The organism is Rhizobium sp. WYJ-E13 (assembly GCF_018987265.1).
Taxonomy (GTDB): domain Bacteria; phylum Pseudomonadota; class Alphaproteobacteria; order Rhizobiales; family Rhizobiaceae; genus Rhizobium.
Map to the genome: position 1 here is coordinate 4,093,846 of NZ_CP076853.1, position 15,456 is coordinate 4,109,301.

The following is a 15,456-nucleotide window of genomic DNA, read 5'->3' on the forward strand; positions in this document are numbered from 1 at the left end:
CTAACCTATGGCGAGCATTTGTCTTCCGCTTATATTGCTATCGAAGCATGACGATAAAAGCGGGGGAACGTGGCCTATACATCATCGACATTTGCGCCATTGCGGCATGAGACCTACCGCACCATCTGGTTTGCGAGCCTCGCCTCGAATTTCGGCGGCCTGATCCAGGCCGTCGGTGCCGCCTGGATGATGACGGCCATCACTTCGTCCGAGGACATGGTTGCGCTGGTCCAGACCTCGACGGCGCTGCCGATCATGTTATTCTCGCTGATCTCGGGTGCTCTCGCCGACAATTATGATCGGCGCCGGATCATGCTGACGGCGCAATCCGCGATGCTCGTGGTCTCGATCCTGTTGACGGCCTGCGCTATCCTCGGCTGGGTTACACCCGGATTGCTTCTCTTCTTCACGTTTCTCATCGGCTGCGGTACGGCGCTCAACAATCCCTCCTGGCAGGCCTCGGTTGGCGACATGGTGCCGCGTGCCGATTTGCCGGACGCGGTCACGCTGAACAGTATGGGTTTCAATATAACCCGCAGCGTCGGTCCGGCAATCGGCGGCGCCATCGTTGCGGCGGCCGGTGCGGCCGCGGCCTTTGCAGTGAACGCTTTGAGCTACGTTGCGCTCCTCTATGTGCTGTTCCGCTGGCGGCCGAGCACGCCTGCTTCGACACTGCCGCGCGAAACACTCGGCAGCGCCATTTTTGCCGGCATGCGCTATGTCTCCATGTCGCCCAACCTCGAAAAGATCCTCCTGAGAGGGCTGCTATTCGGTATCGGCGCGAGTTCTATCCAAGCGCTGCTGCCTGTCGTCGCGCTCGATCTCGTCTCTGGCGGGCCGCTGACCTATGGTTTCATGCTCGGCGCCTTCGGCATTGGCGCGATCTGCGGTGCCATCCTGAGCACCAGGCTGCGCGAGATGTTCTCCAGCGAGACGATCATCCGCCTGGCCTTTTCAGGCTTTGCATTCAGCGCTGTGATCGCAGCTCTCAGCTCAAGTGCCGTGCTCACCTCGGTCGGGCTGCTTGTGGCCGGTGCCTGCTGGGTTTCGGCACTTTCGCTCTTCAACATCATCGTCCAGCTTTCGACGCCGCGCTGGGTGGTCGGCCGCGCTTTGTCGCTTTACCAGACCGTCACCTTCGGTGGCATTGCCGGCGGAAGCTGGCTCTGGGGTGTTGCCGCCGATCGGTATGGTCTTTCGAACGCCCTGCTGATGTCGGCTGCGGTCCTGCTGTTTGGAGTCCTGATCGGCCTGCGCTTTTCCATGCCGGCTTTCGCCTCGCTCAATCTCGATCCGCTGAACCGCTTCATCGAGCCGGCTCTCGGCCTCGATATCACGCCGCGCAGCGGCCCGATCGTCATTCAAGTATATTACCAGATTGCCGATGACGACTTGGCCGAATTCATGACGCTGATGGAAGAGCGCCGCCGCATCCGTATCCGCGACGGCGCCCGCAACTGGGCGCTGATGCGCGATCTTGAAAATCCTGGTCTCTGGACGGAAACCTATCACACGCCGACCTGGGTCGAATATATCAGGCACAATCAACGCCGCACACAGGCCGATGCCGAAAATACTGACCGGCTTCGCGCTTTGCACCGCGGCGACGGGCTGCCGCATGTTCATCGCATGATCGAGCGACAGGCCATACCGCCGGTCGATGACGTCTTTCACAAGGCGCCGATCGATCTGCACCATTGAGGTTGAGCATGCACGCCTTCCGAAGTGCACGCGCGTAGAGTCTCCGTTTCTATGAGAAGCTCGGCTTCGTGGCCAGCACGGGGACTGGAGCGTAACCTGTAAAGCGCTGCCAGAACGTCATTCTGCTGCCTATTTCAGCTTGCCTTTCATCGATGCCTCGGGAAAGCAGGTCGGCTCCATGCCGTTCTTTTCCTGCCACTGGCCGATAGAGCGACGCGTCTTATAGCCCGGCAACCCGTCCGATCCGCCGACATCGTATCCCTGCCGCTCAAGCGCCTTCTGCATCGTGGCGACATCCGAGCGCAGCATCTTGCCGACATCGCCCCATTTTCCCTGGAAGGCGCCGGAGCCGAGGGCGATGCGGTCGGCAAGGTTGCCTATATAGAGGGCATAGAGGTCGGAGTTGTTATATTCCTTGATGATGTAAAAGTTTGGCGTGACGATGAATTCCGGCCCGTCGCGCCCGGCTGGCACCAGCATCATGCCCTGTGCCTTCAACTCTGCGGATGGAAAGCCCTTGCCGGAAATACGTTTGATGCCGAGTGACGCCCAGTGGGAGAGCGGCTTGGCAAGATCAGGCCCTTCCTGTGCGCAGGAGACGGCTTGCGGGATCGTCACCTCGAACCCCCAGTCGCGGTCACGCTGCCAGCCCTTTTTCGCGAGGAAATTGGCGATCGAAGCGAGCGTATCGGGAACCGAGGTCCAGATGTTGCGATGTCCGTCACCATCGAAATCGACGGCATATTTCAGATAGCTCGTCGGCATGAATTGCGGCTGGCCAAGCGCGCCCGCCGACGATCCCTTGAAGTCTGCAGGGGTCACGTCGCCGCCGTCGAGAATATGCAGAGCGGCGATCAGCTCCATGCGGAACATGTCCTTGCGCGTCGACATGAAGGCCTTAGTCGCTAAAATCTCGACGGCGGAATTTGGGATCTTCGCCACGCCGAAGCCCGTCTCGCGTCCCCATATCGCCAGCACGATCGACCCCGGCACGCCATAGGTCTTTTCAATGCGGCGGAGCGTCGAGGCATATTGCGAAGCAAAACCGCGCCCGGTCATCGCGAGCCGCTTCAACCGATCCTCGTTGAAATAGGGGCCAGGGGAGGAAAATTCGGCCTGGGTCTGCTTCTGCTCCTTTGGCGGCGGAAAGCCGGGAGGGGCGAGATCGGTCAAAGTCCAGTTCAGTTCGACGCCGGCAAAAGCGGCGCGGAAGGTTTTTTCCGATATGCCGTTCTTCTTCGCGTCCGGCCAGAGATCGGTTTGAATCCATTTTTCGAACTGCACTTCGACATCAGCTTTCGAAGGTGCTGCGGAAACTGAGGTGGAAAGCGCCAACAAGGCGGCGCCTGTCAGAAGAAGCCGGCCGAAGAAACCCGTCGTCATATATCCCCCTAGATTGCCGTGCGCGCTCGAAGTGCCGCCGACAGCGTACCCTCGTCGAGATAGTCGAGCTCACCCCCCACGGGCACGCCATGCGCCAGCCGTGTGATCTTCACGTTGAGATCGGCAAGCTGGTCGGTGATGTAGTGCGCCGTCGTCTGTCCCTCGACAGTCGCATTCACAGCGATAATGATTTCCTTGACGCCCCCCTCGCCGACGCGATTGATCAACCCACGGATATTAAGGTCGTCAGGCCCCACGCCATCGAGCGGCGAGAGCGTGCCACCGAGTACGTGATAGGCGGCGTTCAGTGCGCCGGCGCGCTCCAGCGCCCAGAGGTCGGAGACATCCTCGACGACGATGATGACGGATTGGTCGCGCTGCGCATCGGTGCAGACGGTGCAGGGATCGACGGTATCGACATTGCCGCAGCGCGAGCAGATCTTGACCTTGTCATAGGCCTCACCCATCGCATGCGACAGCGGACCGAGAAGCTGGTCTTTCTTCTTGATCAGATGCAGTGCCGCCCGCCGCGCCGAACGCGGCCCGAGGCCCGGCACTTTCGCCAGAAGCTGGATCAGTTTTTCAATTTCGGGGCCGGTGACTCGCTTTGCCATGCGCCGTTCTTAACTGATATGGAACGAAAACGGAATCGCCGAAGGATCGCTGCGCCCATGAAAATCCTTGCCGTCTGTCGCGGCGCAGCCGGGAGGCTGCCTGGAAAAACCTACAAGACCGGTATTTTCAAGCATGCCGTCAGCGGCGGCGTCATGGTCGATGCCGAAGGTCTCGTCGGCGATGCCATCTGCAATAGGAAACATCACGGCGGCATCGATCAGGCCGTCTATTTGGAGGGTTTGATCAGCCTCGACTGGTGGGCGAAGGAATTCGGACATCCTGTCGAGCCTGGCACCTTCGGTGAAAACCTTGTCATTGAGGGGTTGGACAACCGAGATGTCGCCGTTGGCGACCGGTTTATCGCCGGCGAACTGATCCTTGAAGTGACGTCCTGCCGCATTCCCTGCGCCACCTTCGCAGCAAGGATGAACGATCCGAAATTCGTCAAGCGCTATACCAAGGCGGCACGTCCCGGCATCTATTGCCGCGTGATATCAAATGGGATCGTGGAAGCCGGAATGCCGGTCGAGTATGAGCCATTTCCGGGCGACCCAGTCACGATGCCGGAAATGATGGAAACCTTCGGACGCCGGCTTTCAACCGCAGACCGCGAGCGCTATCTGGCAGCGCCCGTTCATTACAAGCTGCGAGCTGAGCTGGAAGCACAGCAATAGTTCAGCGCACAGCGATCGTGACGGCGGCCCCCGCCATCGTTCCGGCACTCACCCGGTTGGCGATACGCACCGCGCGCCGGCTCTTCAGGAAGCCACGCGCCTTTGCGGCAAGGAACATCCAGCTGAAATCGACGACGGCCAGAACGACGAACAGCGTGACGACGAGTTCGGCCCAGCCTGCGAGCGAGACCGAGGGGATATCGATGATCGACGGCAGAAGTGCCACGTAGAACATCATGATCTTCGGATTGCCGAGCGCAATCGCCAGGCCGGTGAAAAACATCCGGCCACGCGAACGTTCCTGCGGCAACTCTTCTTCCTCGACCTCGGCCTTGGCAACCCACATGCGCCAGGCGAGATAGAGGAGATAAAGCACGCCCAGCCATTTGATGACGACGAAGACGTGGTAGAAGCTTTCGGCGATCGCCGACAGGCCGGCAATGGCGCAGGTCAGCCAGATCGCATCCCCGGCCCACATGCCAAACAGGAAAGGCAGCACGTCACGCGCGCCTTTCGAGATGACGCGGGCGACCAGCGCCGCAACGCTCGGCCCCGGTGTCCCCGCGGCAATGAATAGAGCGCCGGCAAAAACCAGCAACGTCGTCAACGTCATCATCTCCCGTCTCCTCTTCCGGAGTCAGTCGGGTACCGGACCCGTCGACGAAATTAGAACGGCAGCTTGAAACCGGGCGGAATCGGCAGGCCGGCGGTCAGCGCCTTGGTCTTTTCGGCGGCGATGGCTTCCGCCTTGTCCTTGGCATCCTTGTGAGCGGCAACGATCAGGTCTTCGAGGATTTCGACGTCGTCTTCCTTGAAGAGCGAAGGATCGATCTTCACGCTCTTCAGTTCGCCCTTGCCGGAGATGATGACGGTGACGAGCCCGCCGCCTGCCTTGCCTTCGGCCGTCAGCTCGGCGATTTCCGCCTGCATCTGCTCCATCTTGGCCTGCATTTCCTTGACTTTGCCCATCATGCCCATGATGTCGCGCATCGTCTTCTCCTTCTTGAAATCAGAATTCTATATCGTCGCCGGGCAGGATATCGCCCTCTTCGGATTCGGCGGTGGCAGGCGGCTTGACCTCCTCCGCTTCCTCTTCCGGTGTCGGCGCCCGCACGCGCACGTCGATGATCTTGGCGCCCGGAAACTGGGCGAGGATTGCAGCGACATCAGGATCCTGACGGGCATCGCTGACGCGCTGTTCCTGCGCCTTGGCTTCCGCCTCCACCATCGTCGGTCCGCCTTCCTCGCGGCTGGTGCTGACGATCCAGTGGATTCCGGTCCATTCCTTGAGCTTGACCGCAAGCTCGTTGAGCAATGTGCCTGGTGCGCCTTTGGTGAGGTTTACGTCCAGTCGACCGGGCTCGATGCGGACTGGGCGCACGAAGTTGCGCACCAATGCCTTCAGCTTGACGTCACGTTTTTCGGCAGCGAGGTCGACGATATCGCTGATCGAATTGACCGGTACGAGCGGCTTCGGCGCTTCCGCGGGCTTCGTCTCGACCCGGCCGATGTTCTGCGGCTCCGGATTGGGCACGGCACGCAACATGGCGGTCGGCCCTGATGGTTGCGGCCTCGGAACAGGTTCCGGAGCCCGCGCCTGCACGTTTGTCTGATAGGGAACGCGCGTGCCGCCGCCATTGCCCGAAGGCACGGGCGAGAGCGGTCGTGACGCACCGCCTTCATTGGAAAACTCCGCTAGCCGCCGCGCCGCGTCTTCCGGTGCTGGCAGATGCGCCGCATGCGCCAGTCGAATCAACACCATCTCGGCGGCGCCTGCCGTGCGAGAAGAGTTTTCGGTTTCCGGAATGCCCTTCAGCAGCATCTGCCATATGCGCGAGAGCGTGGTGACGGCAACTCCTTGCGCGAATTCCGCTGCCTTGGTGCGTTCGACTTCGCTGAGCGAGGGGTCGTTTGCCGCATCAGGCACATATTTCAGCCGCGTCACCAGATGCGTGAAATCGGCGAGATCCGTCAGCACCACGACCGGGTTGGCCCCGGCCTCGTACTGGCTCTGGAACTCATTGAGCGCGCTTGCGACATCGCCGCGTACGATATGCTGGAAGAGATCGACGATGCGGGCACGGTCGGCGAGGCCCAGCATGCCGCGCACGGCTTCTGCCTGCACCACGCCGCCGCCATGGGCGATCGCCTGGTCCATCAGCGACAGGCCGTCGCGGGCCGAACCTTCCGCAGCGCGCGCGATCATCGCCAGCGCATCCGGCTCCGCCTCTATGCCTTCCTTGGCAGCGATCGTCGAAAACAGGCCGACGAGATCGGACGCGCTGATACGGCGCAGGTCGAAGCGCTGGCAGCGCGAGAGAACGGTGATCGGAACCTTGCGGATTTCCGTCGTCGCGAAAATGAACTTCACATGCTCCGGCGGCTCTTCGAGCGTCTTCAAGAGCCCGTTGAAGGCTGCCGTCGAAAGCATGTGCACTTCGTCGATGATATAGACTTTGAAGCGCGCCGAAACCGGCCGGTAGCGCACCTGCTCGATGATCTCTCTGATGTCGTCGATGCCGGTATGCGAGGCGGCGTCCATCTCGATCACGTCGACATGGCGGCCTTCCATGATCGCCTGGCAATGTTCGCCGGGCACACGAAGATCGATCGTCGGCTTGTCGATATCGGCCGTCTTGTAGTTCAGCGCCCGCGCGAGGATGCGCGCTGTCGTCGTCTTGCCCACACCGCGAACGCCGGTCAGCATATAGGCCTGCGCAATGCGGCCCGTCTCGAAGGCGTTGGTGAGCGTGCGGACCATCGGCTCCTGGCCGACCATCAGGTCCGTGAAATCCTTGGGGCGGTATTTGCGTGCCAGCACCCGGTATCCGGTGCCCGTCGAGGCGGCATCTTGTGATTGTCGCTCGGTGTCGCTCATCGCCCTGCTTGTGCCCGGAAATGTCGGGCTTCTTGGAAGAGAAGGTGGGAGGCTGGCACGATGACCCGTGCCGGGCTCGTTAGGGCTGCTTCCTTCCGGACCTGACCCGGTTGGCGAGTGGCTCGTCCACCACCAACCTCCCGGATGCACATATCGGCAAAAACGTCATCAAAAGCAAGCCAAGCTCCAAAAAAACTGCTAGTCCACTGGAAAACATGAGGAGAATGCCCTTGAGCGATTTCGTGCTCGACCCCAGGCTCGAAAACGACAGCACCAGCATCATGGTGATCGGCCTGTGCGATGTCAGGCTATCGAAGGATGCTCGCTGGCCCTGGCTGATCCTGGTGCCGCGTCGGGCAGAGATCACGGAGATCTTCGAGCTGACCCCGCTCGATCAGGTGCTGCTCACTTTTGAGATCGAGCTCGTCTCTGCTGCGCTCAAGAAGGTCACCGGTGCGACAAAAATCAATGTCGGGGCACTTGGCAATATCGTCCGCCAGCTTCATGTTCATATCATTGCGCGTTCCGAAGGTGATGCGAACTGGCCGGGGCCTGTCTGGGGTTTTGGCAAGGCCGAGCCTTACGAGGACGGAACAAGAAACGAATTCATAGCAAAGCTGCGGGAAGCCCTTTCACCATGAGTCATTCGCTTTTCGATTCGGATGTGCCGCATCCGGAACCCAGCAATCTCACCGCCTTTGCCGCCAACGACCTGAACCGAGACAGCGAACATCGCGACGAGGGCTCGGTCGAGAAGGCGCTCGCCCGCGAAGGCACGCATATTTTCGCCTTCGCCAAGGACAAGCTGGTTTTGAAGCATGACGGCCAGGTGCTCGATCCGCTCTTTGCCCGCTACGAGCTTCAGGAGTTGAAGCCGAACTGGGACGAGACCGTGCTGCTCGGCTATCGCAAGACCGGTGAGCCGCGCCTTGCCGTGCCGGTGGATGTCGATGTCGAGGACATGGCGAGTCAGTACAAGCCGGTCGACGGCCGTTCGCTCTTCCGAGACGAACTGGTCGATGAGATATTGCTTGGCGAGTTTGCGCAGGCTGCGAGCCTCATCCGCTGGAACAGCGACAACCGTTTCTGTGGCCGCTGCGGTTCGGGGATGGAAATCCATATCGGCGGCTACAAGCGCGTCTGTACCGCTTGCGAGCACGTGATCTTCCCGCGCACCGACCCCGTGGTCATCATGCTGACGATCGATGAGGAGCGCGATCTTTGCCTGCTCGGCCGCAGCCCGCATTTCGCGCCGGGTATGTATTCCTGTCTGGCGGGCTTCCTGGAGCCCGGCGAGACCATCGAAAATGCCGTTCGTCGCGAAACCCTGGAGGAGTCCGGTATCAAGACCGGCCGCATCCGCTATCATGCCTCACAGCCCTGGCCGATGCCGCACTCGCTGATGATCGGCTGCTATGCCGAGGCGAAGTCGCGCGAGATCCACCGCGACGAAGCCGAACTCGAGGATTGCCGCTGGTTCACCCGCGATGAAACCATCGAAATGCTGGAACGCCCAGGCGTCAACGGCAAGGCGCCGCCGCCGAAGGGTGCGATCGCCCATCGCCTGATGCGCGACTGGGTGGAGTGGAAACGCTGAGCAGGGGCAGGAAGGGTGCGGATGATCGTCACCCAGCCCAGCCAGTCTGCATGAGGGTATAATCATGGTCGCCCGCTCCGAACGGCTGCTGAACCTGCTTCAGACGCTCCGGCGCTACCGGCGGCCGGTTACCGGCACTGTGCTCGCCGAGGAAACCGGTGTCAGCCTGCGCACCCTCTACCGCGATATTGCCAGCCTTCAGGCGCAAGGCGCCATGATCGAGGGCGAGGCCGGCATAGGCTATGTGCTGAAACCCGGTTTCATGCTGCCGCCGATGATGTTTTCCGAGGAAGAGCTGGAAGCACTGGTGCTTGGCTCCCGTTGGGTAGCTCGCGCCGCCGAACCGCGTCTCGCTAGTGCCGGTGCCGACGCTCTGGCAAAGATCGCCGCCGTGCTGCCGCCCGACCTACGCGATATGGTCGATTCCGCCACACTTTTTGTCGGCCGCAAACGACAGGATGAGGACAAGGCAGATGTCTCGGCCATCCGCAAGGCGATCCGTCTGGAGCGTATCCTAGAACTGCATTATGGAGACGAACAGGGACGTATCTCCCGCCGCCGTATCTGGCCCTTCGCGCTCGGCTATTTCGAGCATGTGCGCATCATCATGGCCTGGTGCGAACTGCGTCAGGATTTCCGTCATTTCCGCACCGATCGCATCATCGATATGACGATCCACGACACGCGCTATCCGCGCCGCCGCACTGTGCTTCTGAAGGAATGGCGGGACACGCAGGATACTCCGATCGAGCACTAACGCTACTGCCATAAACTGTCAGCAGGAAGCGCTATTATCAGTACCAGTCCAGCAGGAAAGGAGTACTGATCATGGGAATGTCTCAAGTTGTTCAATATGCCGGCCGTCGTACTTCCGCCGAAGCCGGAAAGACCCTTCGCTCTCGTCTGGTGCGCCTGTTTGCGGATCGGTTCGTAACGCCGTCGTTGCGCTGTTCGCGACTTGATCTCGAAACCATGCCGTCATGGCGCAAGCGCGATCTCGGACTAATGGACGGTCAGGACTGGCGTGTTGGCGATGATCTCTTCCGCTGAGACCGCACGCCGGCACTATCGATATTCTTCCCGGTAACGAAGCGGCGCTCCAGCAGCGCCGTCATAGGAGAGCTGCTGCCACAAATTGACAGCAGCAGCTTTCGGCCGGGCATCTTTCAACCCCAATGGAGAGCCGAAATGGCCAGCCCCAATCTCATTATCCTCTATGTCAAGGATCCCGTCGAAAGCGCCGCCTTCTACCGCAATATCCTGAGCCGTGAACCGGCCGTGGAAACGCCGAATTTCGTCGCCTTCCCGCTCGATGGCGGCTTCACCCTCGGCCTCTGGCGCCGTAGCAAGGTCGAGCCTCAACCGTCTGCCATCGGCAATCGTGGCGAGGTTGCCTTCATGGTTGATGGCGAAAACGCCGTCGCCAGGCATTACGAAGACTGGCGCAATCGCGGCTTGCCCGTCGCCCAGGAATTGACCGAACTCGACTTCGGTCCGACCTTCGTCGTGCTGGATCCGGATGGGCACCGGTTGCGTGTTTGTGAGCCGGATAAATAAATAGTGGATCATGCTTGAAAAACCTCTCCGGCCTCTGCGCCGGAGAGGTTTTGTTGCGTTGCTGGCCGCAGCGCCTAAAGAAGTCCCCGCATCGGATGGCCCTTGTAGACACCGAGGATGCGGACCTTCTCGGAGAAGAAGCGCAGTTCTTCCAAGGCCCGGCGTACATTCGCGTCGTTCGGATGGCCCTCGATGTCGGCATAAAACTGCGTCGCTACAAATTTGCCGCCGAGCTGGTAGCTTTCGAGCTTCGTCATGTTGATGTTGTTTGTCGCAAAACCGCCGAGCGCCTTGTAGAGGGCGGCCGGAATGTTGCGGACGTTGAAGACGAAGGTGGTGACGATCTTCTCGTCGCTGGCCGAGCGTTCTGCCCATTCCTCATCGCGCGACAGCACGACGAAGCGCGTCACGTTGTTTTCCGTGTCCTCGACATTCTCGGCGATGATATCGAGACCGTAGAGATCGGCGGCAAGGCGTGGCGCAAGCGCCGCCATGGAGCGGTCGCCGGTTTCCTTGACGAGCTTGGCAGCCCCTGCCGTATCGCCGGCGATCACGGGCTTCCAGCCATTGGCGCGAACGATTTTGCGGCATTGGCCAAGTGCGTGGATATGGCTGTGCACGGTGCGGATCTCGTCCTTCGTCACACCCGGCAGTACCATCAACTGGAAGCGGATCGGCATGAAATATTCGCCGATGATGTGCAGGCGTGATTCCGGCAGCAGGTGGTGGATGTCGGCAACGCGGCCCGCGATTGTGTTTTCGATCGGGATCATGCCGATATCGGCATCACCATTGTCGACCGCCGTGAAGGCATCCTCGAAGGTCTGGCAGGGCAGCGGCTCCATGGTCGGAAACATGTCGCGGCTCGCCATGTCGGAATTGGCGCCGAAGTCGCCCTGGAAGGCGATCCTGTTGGTTTTGATGTTCATGAAGAAAATCCGTCAGTTGGCCTTCGCGGACAGAATGCGCCGCGCCTTTTCGAGGTCGGCTGGAGTATCGACACCGAGCGGAACGGTGTCAACGATCTCGACATCGATGCGCATGCCGGCTTCGAGTGCCCGCAACTGCTCCAGTGATTCGCGCTTTTCGAGCGGCGATGGACCAAGCGAGACGAAACGCTCGAGTGCGCTACGTCGGTAGGCGTAGAGCCCGATATGGTGATAGAGCGGCCCTACGCCGTAAGGCGCGGTCGTGCGGGTGAAGTAGAGCGCACGCAGACGGCTGTCGGACAGCGGTGAACCGACGATTTTCACAATCTGCGGCGCAGTCTTGTCTTCTTCGTTATCGATTTCGGTCGTCAGCGTTCCAATATCGACAGCCTCGTTCTCAAGAGGACGCAAAGCTGCACGCACCGTTTCCGGCTCGATCGTCGGCAGGTCACCTTGGACGTTCACGACGATTTTGACTTTCCCGTCTGGATCGACCTTGTTCAGCGCCTCAAAAATGCGGTCAGAGCCAGACTGATGGTCTTGGCGTGTCATGACCACTTCAAAGCCCGCCGCGGCAACGGTATCGAAAACCTGCTGGTCGTCGACGGCAACAACCACCCGGCCGATCGCCGCTTCCTGTGCCCGTTTCGCCACTTGGACGATCATCGGCAAACCGCAAATATCGGCCAGCGGCTTGCCCGGAAGGCGGGTAGAGGCCATGCGTGCGGGGATCAGCACCAGCACTTCATCTAATTTTGAATCAGTCATTGTTCGGGCCTTCTAATCCGGGCTGAAAAGTGGCAAAAAGTCTCACGCACAAGACCATTTAGACAGTTGCAACGAATAGCCAAAAGACATAGGTTCCGCGCAATTTCAAGATGGTCCGGTTTCTGGTCTGCCGGCTGCAAGGGGAGCATTGCAGATGAATTCATACGTCAATACGGCCGTGGGAGCGCTGCTGGGAACGATCTTCGTTCTGATGTCGGTCTCCATTGCCTCCGAGGGGATCTTCCATTCGGAAGCGCCGGAGAAGGAAGGTTTTGCCATCGTCGCCGAGGAGGCACCCGCCGCCGGCGGTGAAGGCGCACCTGCTGCTGTTGCCGTTCCGATCGCAAAGCTTCTTGCCAGCGCTGACGCCAAGGCCGGCGAAACCGTATTCAAGAAGTGTCAGGCCTGTCATGACGGCACCAAAGGCGGACCGAACAAGGTCGGTCCGAACCTCTTTGGTGTCGTAGACCGCCCGATCGCCTCGCATGAAGGCTTCGCCTATTCCTCTGCCATGAAGGACTTCTCCAAGGGTGGCAGCGAACATTGGACCTTCGAGAACCTCAACAAATTCCTGCTGGCGCCGAAGAAGGACGTTCCAGGCACTGCCATGGGCTTTGCTGGTCTGCCCAAGGATCAGGATCGCGCCAACGTCATCCTCTATCTGCACACGCTGGCAGATTCACCGGCTCCGCTGCCGGATCCGAATGCTCCGACTGCAACGCAGTAAGAACGACGAGTTTTTTCCGAGAAGAAGCCCGGTCAAAAGCCGGGCTCAGACCGCTGACAAACCCGTCGATTTTGTCGGCGGTTTTTTGTCGGAACGCCCGGTGAAGTGACGTTTTGCCGATGAGGTTGGTCTGATGAGAATTACGGCTGTCTGGCCTTATCCCCAGGCTGGCTTTGGGGTCTTGGTCAGCGCTATGGTGATCTTCTTGATGTTCTGGGCGGCAGCGGCCAGCAGGCATTGGCAGCGGACTCTGACGAGGCCTCGGAAGCGGGCGTAGCGGTGGCCGTGAAGTTGTTTGGCGTCGGCAAAGGAACGTTCGACGGTCTCTTTTCGCCGCTTATAGATTGCCTTGCCCCAGGGTGTCTTTCTGTTGGCATCTGTTCGTTCTCGGGCGTCTTGCCAGACATGGCGGGTGATGGTGCGCTCAGCCTTGGCATTGGACGTGCAGGAGGCAAGCAGCGGGCAGTTTCGGCAGATGGCAGGATCGGAGCGGTAGTGCTTGTAGCCGTTGCGGTCGGTGGTGGCATAGGTCAGCAACTGGCCCTCGGGGCAGCGATAGCCGTCCGTCTCGGGCTCGAACACGAACTTCGATTTGCGCATCATCCCGTCCTTGGGTGGGGTGGGATTGCGATAGCCGGTGACGCCGAGGATTTTTCTGTCCTCCAGTCCCTTGGCGATGCCTGATGTCGCATAGCCCGCATCGAGCCCGACCGCGCCGACATGCAAGTCGAAGCGGTCGCGCTGCCGGTCCAGCCGCTCCAGGTAGACGATCGAGTCATGCACATTGGCCGGCGTCACATGCGTGTCGGTGATGATGGCATGGCGACCATCGACGGTCCGATGATCGAGATAAAAGAAGCCCTTGGGCTTGCCGTCGCGCACCATGTAGCCGCTTTCAGGGTCGGTGCGGCTGACCTTGGTTTCCTTCACCTCGGGCTCGCGCGCCTTCTCCTTCAGCGGCTTCTGGCCATGCGCGGCCCGTTCGGCCTCGATCGCCCGGTCAAGATCGGCCCAGTAATCGGCCCGCGATTTCTGGAGCATCTCAAGATCATATTTGCCCTTGTTGGCATTGGCCTTCAGATGCGTGGAATCCGTATACAGTACCGTGCCGTCGACCAGGCCGTGCCGGATCGCCTGCTTCACGATCGCATCGAAGATGTCCTGGACCACGGACGTATCGTTGAAGCGGCGGCGACGGTTTTGCGACAGCGTCGAGGCATCGAAGACCGGCTCAGTCAGCTTCATCCGAAGGAACCAGCGATAGGCGACATTGACCTCGATCTCGCGCACCAACTGCCGCTCCGAGCGAACCCCGAACAGGTAGCCGATGAACAGAGCCTTGAACATTAAGGTAGGATCGAGCGGCGGACGCCCGTTGTCGGCGCAGTAGAGCCCGGCAACACGATCATGGATGAAGGAAAAGTCGATCACCGCATCGATCTTGCGAAGCAGGTGATCCTTCGGCACCAGGCTGTCGAGCGTCACCATCTCGAGAGCCGTTTGTTCGGGAGCAGGTTTCTTCAACATGTCCCAGTGAATCACAAACCCCTGGCTGTGGCCAGGGGTTTGTCAGCAGTCTGAGCCCGGTCAAAAGCCGGGCTTTTTGCTGCCTCAGGCGCCGAGAACATAGGCCCAGAAGGAAACGGTGATGGCGCCGAGCGCTGTGGTCACCGTGATCGTCGACGCGGCAAGGCTGTGGCCGACGCCAAAGCGGTTGGCGATCAGCCAGGCATTCACCCCTGTCGGCACCGACGAGGTCAGCACCAGTGCCGCCGCCCATTCGTTGCTGAGGCCGAAAAGATGGCTTGCTGCCCACACACAGCCGGGCAGCAGCAGCAGCTTGAAGGCTGAGGTTGCGCTGGCGATCCCAACATTGCCGGAGACTCCGTATTTCCGCAGCGCCATACCGAGCGAAATCAGCGCCGCCGGACCGGCCGTGCCGGCGATCTGCCCCACGACGGAGCTGATCGTTGCCGGCATGGTCAGGCCTGACACGTGAAAGACGGCACCTGCTGCAATGCCGATAACGAGCGGATTGTGCAGCAGATTCAAGCCGATTTGTTTCAATACCAGAGTAATGCTTCGGTCGCTCTTGCCGGAAATCTTGCGTTCGGCATGTTCCATCATGATGGTGCCGGCCACCATCATGATCGGCAGATGCACGGCAAGCAGGATGGAAAGGGCGACAAGCCCTTCGCTGCCCACGGTGCGCTCGACCAGCGGCAGGCCGATGAAGATATTGTTGGCGAAGGCCGAGGATACGCCGGCGAGCACGCCGATTCGCTCGTCGCGCCCGAAGAAACGCGTGGCGACGATGTGCCCGGCCGTCCATGTCACCGCGACGCCGGAGAAATAGACGATCCAGAGCCGGAAAGGCGATGCGCCATGGAAATCGGCTTCGGCGATGGTGCGGAAAAGCAGTAGGGGCACGGCGATCTTGAAGACGAACTCGCTCAAGCCATCGCCGACATTTGTGGTCAGCACCCCGACGCGGACGATCAGCCAGCCGATGAGAATGAGAAGGAAGATCGGAAGAACGTCGAAGATGATGGCTGACATAAACTGCTGCTCGGCGAGGATTGCAGAGGTCTAGCAGCAAATTGCCAGCCATGACAAATGCCATGGGC

17 protein-coding genes and 1 other RNA gene are annotated in these 15,456 nt (G+C 60.3%); 8 read left to right on the forward strand and 10 right to left on the reverse strand.

Annotated elements, in window-relative coordinates; all coding sequences use genetic code 11:
* Positions 1 to 69: 69 nt before the first annotated feature.
* On the forward strand, positions 70 to 1,701 hold the full coding sequence (locus KQ933_RS20210) for an MFS transporter (protein WP_216756491.1): 1,632 nt from the start codon (positions 70 to 72) through the stop codon (positions 1,699 to 1,701).
* A gap of 129 nt (positions 1,702 to 1,830) precedes the next feature.
* On the opposite strand, the gene KQ933_RS20215 is transcribed toward KQ933_RS20210, so the two are convergent.
* Positions 1,831 to 3,084, reverse strand: coding sequence for a lytic murein transglycosylase (locus KQ933_RS20215; protein WP_216756492.1), 1,254 nt, complete (start codon positions 3,082 to 3,084; stop codon positions 1,831 to 1,833).
* An 8-nt stretch (positions 3,085 to 3,092) separates the two neighbouring features.
* A complete protein-coding gene (gene recR / locus KQ933_RS20220) occupies positions 3,093 to 3,698 on the reverse strand; it encodes a recombination mediator RecR (protein ID WP_112564905.1) in 606 nt (201 codons plus the stop codon).
* A gap of 57 nt (positions 3,699 to 3,755) precedes the next feature.
* Here recR and KQ933_RS20225 point away from each other — a divergent pair, with 57 nt between their 5' ends.
* A complete protein-coding gene (locus KQ933_RS20225) occupies positions 3,756 to 4,373 on the forward strand; it encodes an MOSC domain-containing protein (RefSeq protein ID WP_216756493.1) in 618 nt (205 codons plus the stop codon).
* A 1-nt stretch (position 4,374) separates the two neighbouring features.
* Here the strand turns inward: KQ933_RS20225 and KQ933_RS20230 are convergent, their stop codons facing one another.
* From KQ933_RS20230 to ffs, 4 genes are all read right to left on the reverse strand, one after another.
* Positions 4,375 to 4,986: a LysE family translocator gene (locus KQ933_RS20230; protein ID WP_216758957.1), complete on the reverse strand. Its 612-nt coding sequence runs from the start codon at positions 4,984 to 4,986 to the stop codon at positions 4,375 to 4,377.
* Between the two features lie 53 nt (positions 4,987 to 5,039).
* Positions 5,040 to 5,363 (reverse strand): YbaB/EbfC family nucleoid-associated protein, encoded by a 324-nt coding sequence (locus KQ933_RS20235; RefSeq protein WP_216756494.1) that lies wholly within the window; start codon positions 5,361 to 5,363, stop codon positions 5,040 to 5,042.
* A gap of 19 nt (positions 5,364 to 5,382) precedes the next feature.
* Positions 5,383 to 7,251, reverse strand: a complete 1,869-nt coding sequence (locus tag KQ933_RS20240) for a DNA polymerase III subunit gamma/tau (RefSeq protein WP_216756495.1) — start codon at positions 7,249 to 7,251, stop codon at positions 5,383 to 5,385.
* A gap of 44 nt (positions 7,252 to 7,295) precedes the next feature.
* Positions 7,296 to 7,392: signal recognition particle sRNA small type (gene ffs / locus KQ933_RS20245), an RNA gene on the reverse strand.
* Positions 7,393 to 7,481: 89 nt separating this feature from the next.
* Here ffs and KQ933_RS20250 point away from each other — a divergent pair.
* From KQ933_RS20250 to KQ933_RS20270, 5 genes are all read left to right on the forward strand, one after another.
* Positions 7,482 to 7,892 (forward strand): HIT domain-containing protein, encoded by a 411-nt coding sequence (locus tag KQ933_RS20250; protein WP_183801169.1) that lies wholly within the window; start codon positions 7,482 to 7,484, stop codon positions 7,890 to 7,892.
* Positions 7,889 to 8,848: an NAD(+) diphosphatase gene (gene nudC / locus KQ933_RS20255; RefSeq protein WP_216756497.1), complete on the forward strand. Its 960-nt coding sequence runs from the start codon at positions 7,889 to 7,891 to the stop codon at positions 8,846 to 8,848. Before KQ933_RS20250 ends, nudC begins: the two co-directional genes overlap by 4 nt.
* A 61-nt stretch (positions 8,849 to 8,909) precedes the next feature.
* Positions 8,910 to 9,605 (forward strand): YafY family protein, encoded by a 696-nt coding sequence (locus KQ933_RS20260; protein WP_216758958.1) that lies wholly within the window; start codon positions 8,910 to 8,912, stop codon positions 9,603 to 9,605.
* A gap of 71 nt (positions 9,606 to 9,676) precedes the next feature.
* On the forward strand, positions 9,677 to 9,898 hold the full coding sequence (locus tag KQ933_RS20265) for a hypothetical protein (protein WP_216758970.1): 222 nt from the start codon (positions 9,677 to 9,679) through the stop codon (positions 9,896 to 9,898).
* Positions 9,899 to 10,036: 138 nt separating this feature from the next.
* On the forward strand, positions 10,037 to 10,405 hold the full coding sequence (locus KQ933_RS20270) for a VOC family protein (RefSeq protein ID WP_216756499.1): 369 nt from the start codon (positions 10,037 to 10,039) through the stop codon (positions 10,403 to 10,405).
* A gap of 74 nt (positions 10,406 to 10,479) precedes the next feature.
* Here KQ933_RS20270 and KQ933_RS20275 read toward each other — a convergent pair whose 3' ends face one another.
* Together KQ933_RS20275 and KQ933_RS20280 are read right to left on the reverse strand one after the other, a co-directional pair.
* A complete protein-coding gene (locus KQ933_RS20275; protein WP_183727476.1) occupies positions 10,480 to 11,334 on the reverse strand; it encodes a prephenate dehydratase in 855 nt (284 codons plus the stop codon).
* A 12-nt stretch (positions 11,335 to 11,346) separates the two neighbouring features.
* Complete coding sequence (locus KQ933_RS20280) at positions 11,347 to 12,102, reverse strand: 3-deoxy-manno-octulosonate cytidylyltransferase (RefSeq protein WP_216756500.1); 756 nt, start codon at positions 12,100 to 12,102, stop codon at positions 11,347 to 11,349.
* A 154-nt stretch (positions 12,103 to 12,256) separates the two neighbouring features.
* On the opposite strand from KQ933_RS20280, the gene KQ933_RS20285 reads away from it, so the two are divergent.
* Positions 12,257 to 12,829, forward strand: coding sequence for a cytochrome c family protein (locus KQ933_RS20285; RefSeq protein ID WP_216756502.1), 573 nt, complete (start codon positions 12,257 to 12,259; stop codon positions 12,827 to 12,829).
* Positions 12,830 to 12,985: 156 nt separating this feature from the next.
* Here KQ933_RS20285 and KQ933_RS20290 read toward each other — a convergent pair whose 3' ends face one another.
* Positions 12,986 to 14,356, reverse strand: a complete 1,371-nt coding sequence (locus KQ933_RS20290; protein ID WP_216755122.1) for an IS1182 family transposase — start codon at positions 14,354 to 14,356, stop codon at positions 12,986 to 12,988.
* Positions 14,357 to 14,440: 84 nt separating this feature from the next.
* Positions 14,441 to 15,388, reverse strand: a complete 948-nt coding sequence (locus KQ933_RS20295; RefSeq protein WP_216756504.1) for an AEC family transporter — start codon at positions 15,386 to 15,388, stop codon at positions 14,441 to 14,443.
* Between the last annotated feature and the right edge of the window lie 68 nt (positions 15,389 to 15,456).

What these genes read in the sequence shown, in the direction of transcription:
- KQ933_RS20280 (WP_216756500.1), bottom strand. Translation starts at nt 12,102, where the DNA reads ATGACTGATTCAAAATTAGATGAAGTGCTGGTGCTGATCCCCGCACGC.
- nudC (WP_216756497.1), top strand. Translation starts at nt 7,889, where the DNA reads ATGAGTCATTCGCTTTTCGATTCGGATGTGCCGCATCCGGAACCCAGC.
- KQ933_RS20265 (WP_216758970.1), top strand. Translation starts at nt 9,677, where the DNA reads ATGGGAATGTCTCAAGTTGTTCAATATGCCGGCCGTCGTACTTCCGCC.
- KQ933_RS20225 (WP_216756493.1), top strand. Translation starts at nt 3,756, where the DNA reads ATGAAAATCCTTGCCGTCTGTCGCGGCGCAGCCGGGAGGCTGCCTGGA.
- KQ933_RS20275 (WP_183727476.1), bottom strand. Translation starts at nt 11,334, where the DNA reads ATGAACATCAAAACCAACAGGATCGCCTTCCAGGGCGACTTCGGCGCC.
- KQ933_RS20290 (WP_216755122.1), bottom strand. Translation starts at nt 14,356, where the DNA reads ATGTTGAAGAAACCTGCTCCCGAACAAACGGCTCTCGAGATGGTGACG.
- KQ933_RS20215 (WP_216756492.1), bottom strand. Translation starts at nt 3,084, where the DNA reads ATGACGACGGGTTTCTTCGGCCGGCTTCTTCTGACAGGCGCCGCCTTG.
- KQ933_RS20230 (WP_216758957.1), bottom strand. Translation starts at nt 4,986, where the DNA reads ATGACGTTGACGACGTTGCTGGTTTTTGCCGGCGCTCTATTCATTGCC.
- KQ933_RS20270 (WP_216756499.1), top strand. Translation starts at nt 10,037, where the DNA reads ATGGCCAGCCCCAATCTCATTATCCTCTATGTCAAGGATCCCGTCGAA.
- KQ933_RS20295 (WP_216756504.1), bottom strand. Translation starts at nt 15,388, where the DNA reads ATGTCAGCCATCATCTTCGACGTTCTTCCGATCTTCCTTCTCATTCTC.
- KQ933_RS20240 (WP_216756495.1), bottom strand. Translation starts at nt 7,251, where the DNA reads ATGAGCGACACCGAGCGACAATCACAAGATGCCGCCTCGACGGGCACC.
- KQ933_RS20235 (WP_216756494.1), bottom strand. Translation starts at nt 5,363, where the DNA reads ATGCGCGACATCATGGGCATGATGGGCAAAGTCAAGGAAATGCAGGCC.
- recR (WP_112564905.1), bottom strand. Translation starts at nt 3,698, where the DNA reads ATGGCAAAGCGAGTCACCGGCCCCGAAATTGAAAAACTGATCCAGCTT.
- KQ933_RS20285 (WP_216756502.1), top strand. Translation starts at nt 12,257, where the DNA reads ATGAATTCATACGTCAATACGGCCGTGGGAGCGCTGCTGGGAACGATC.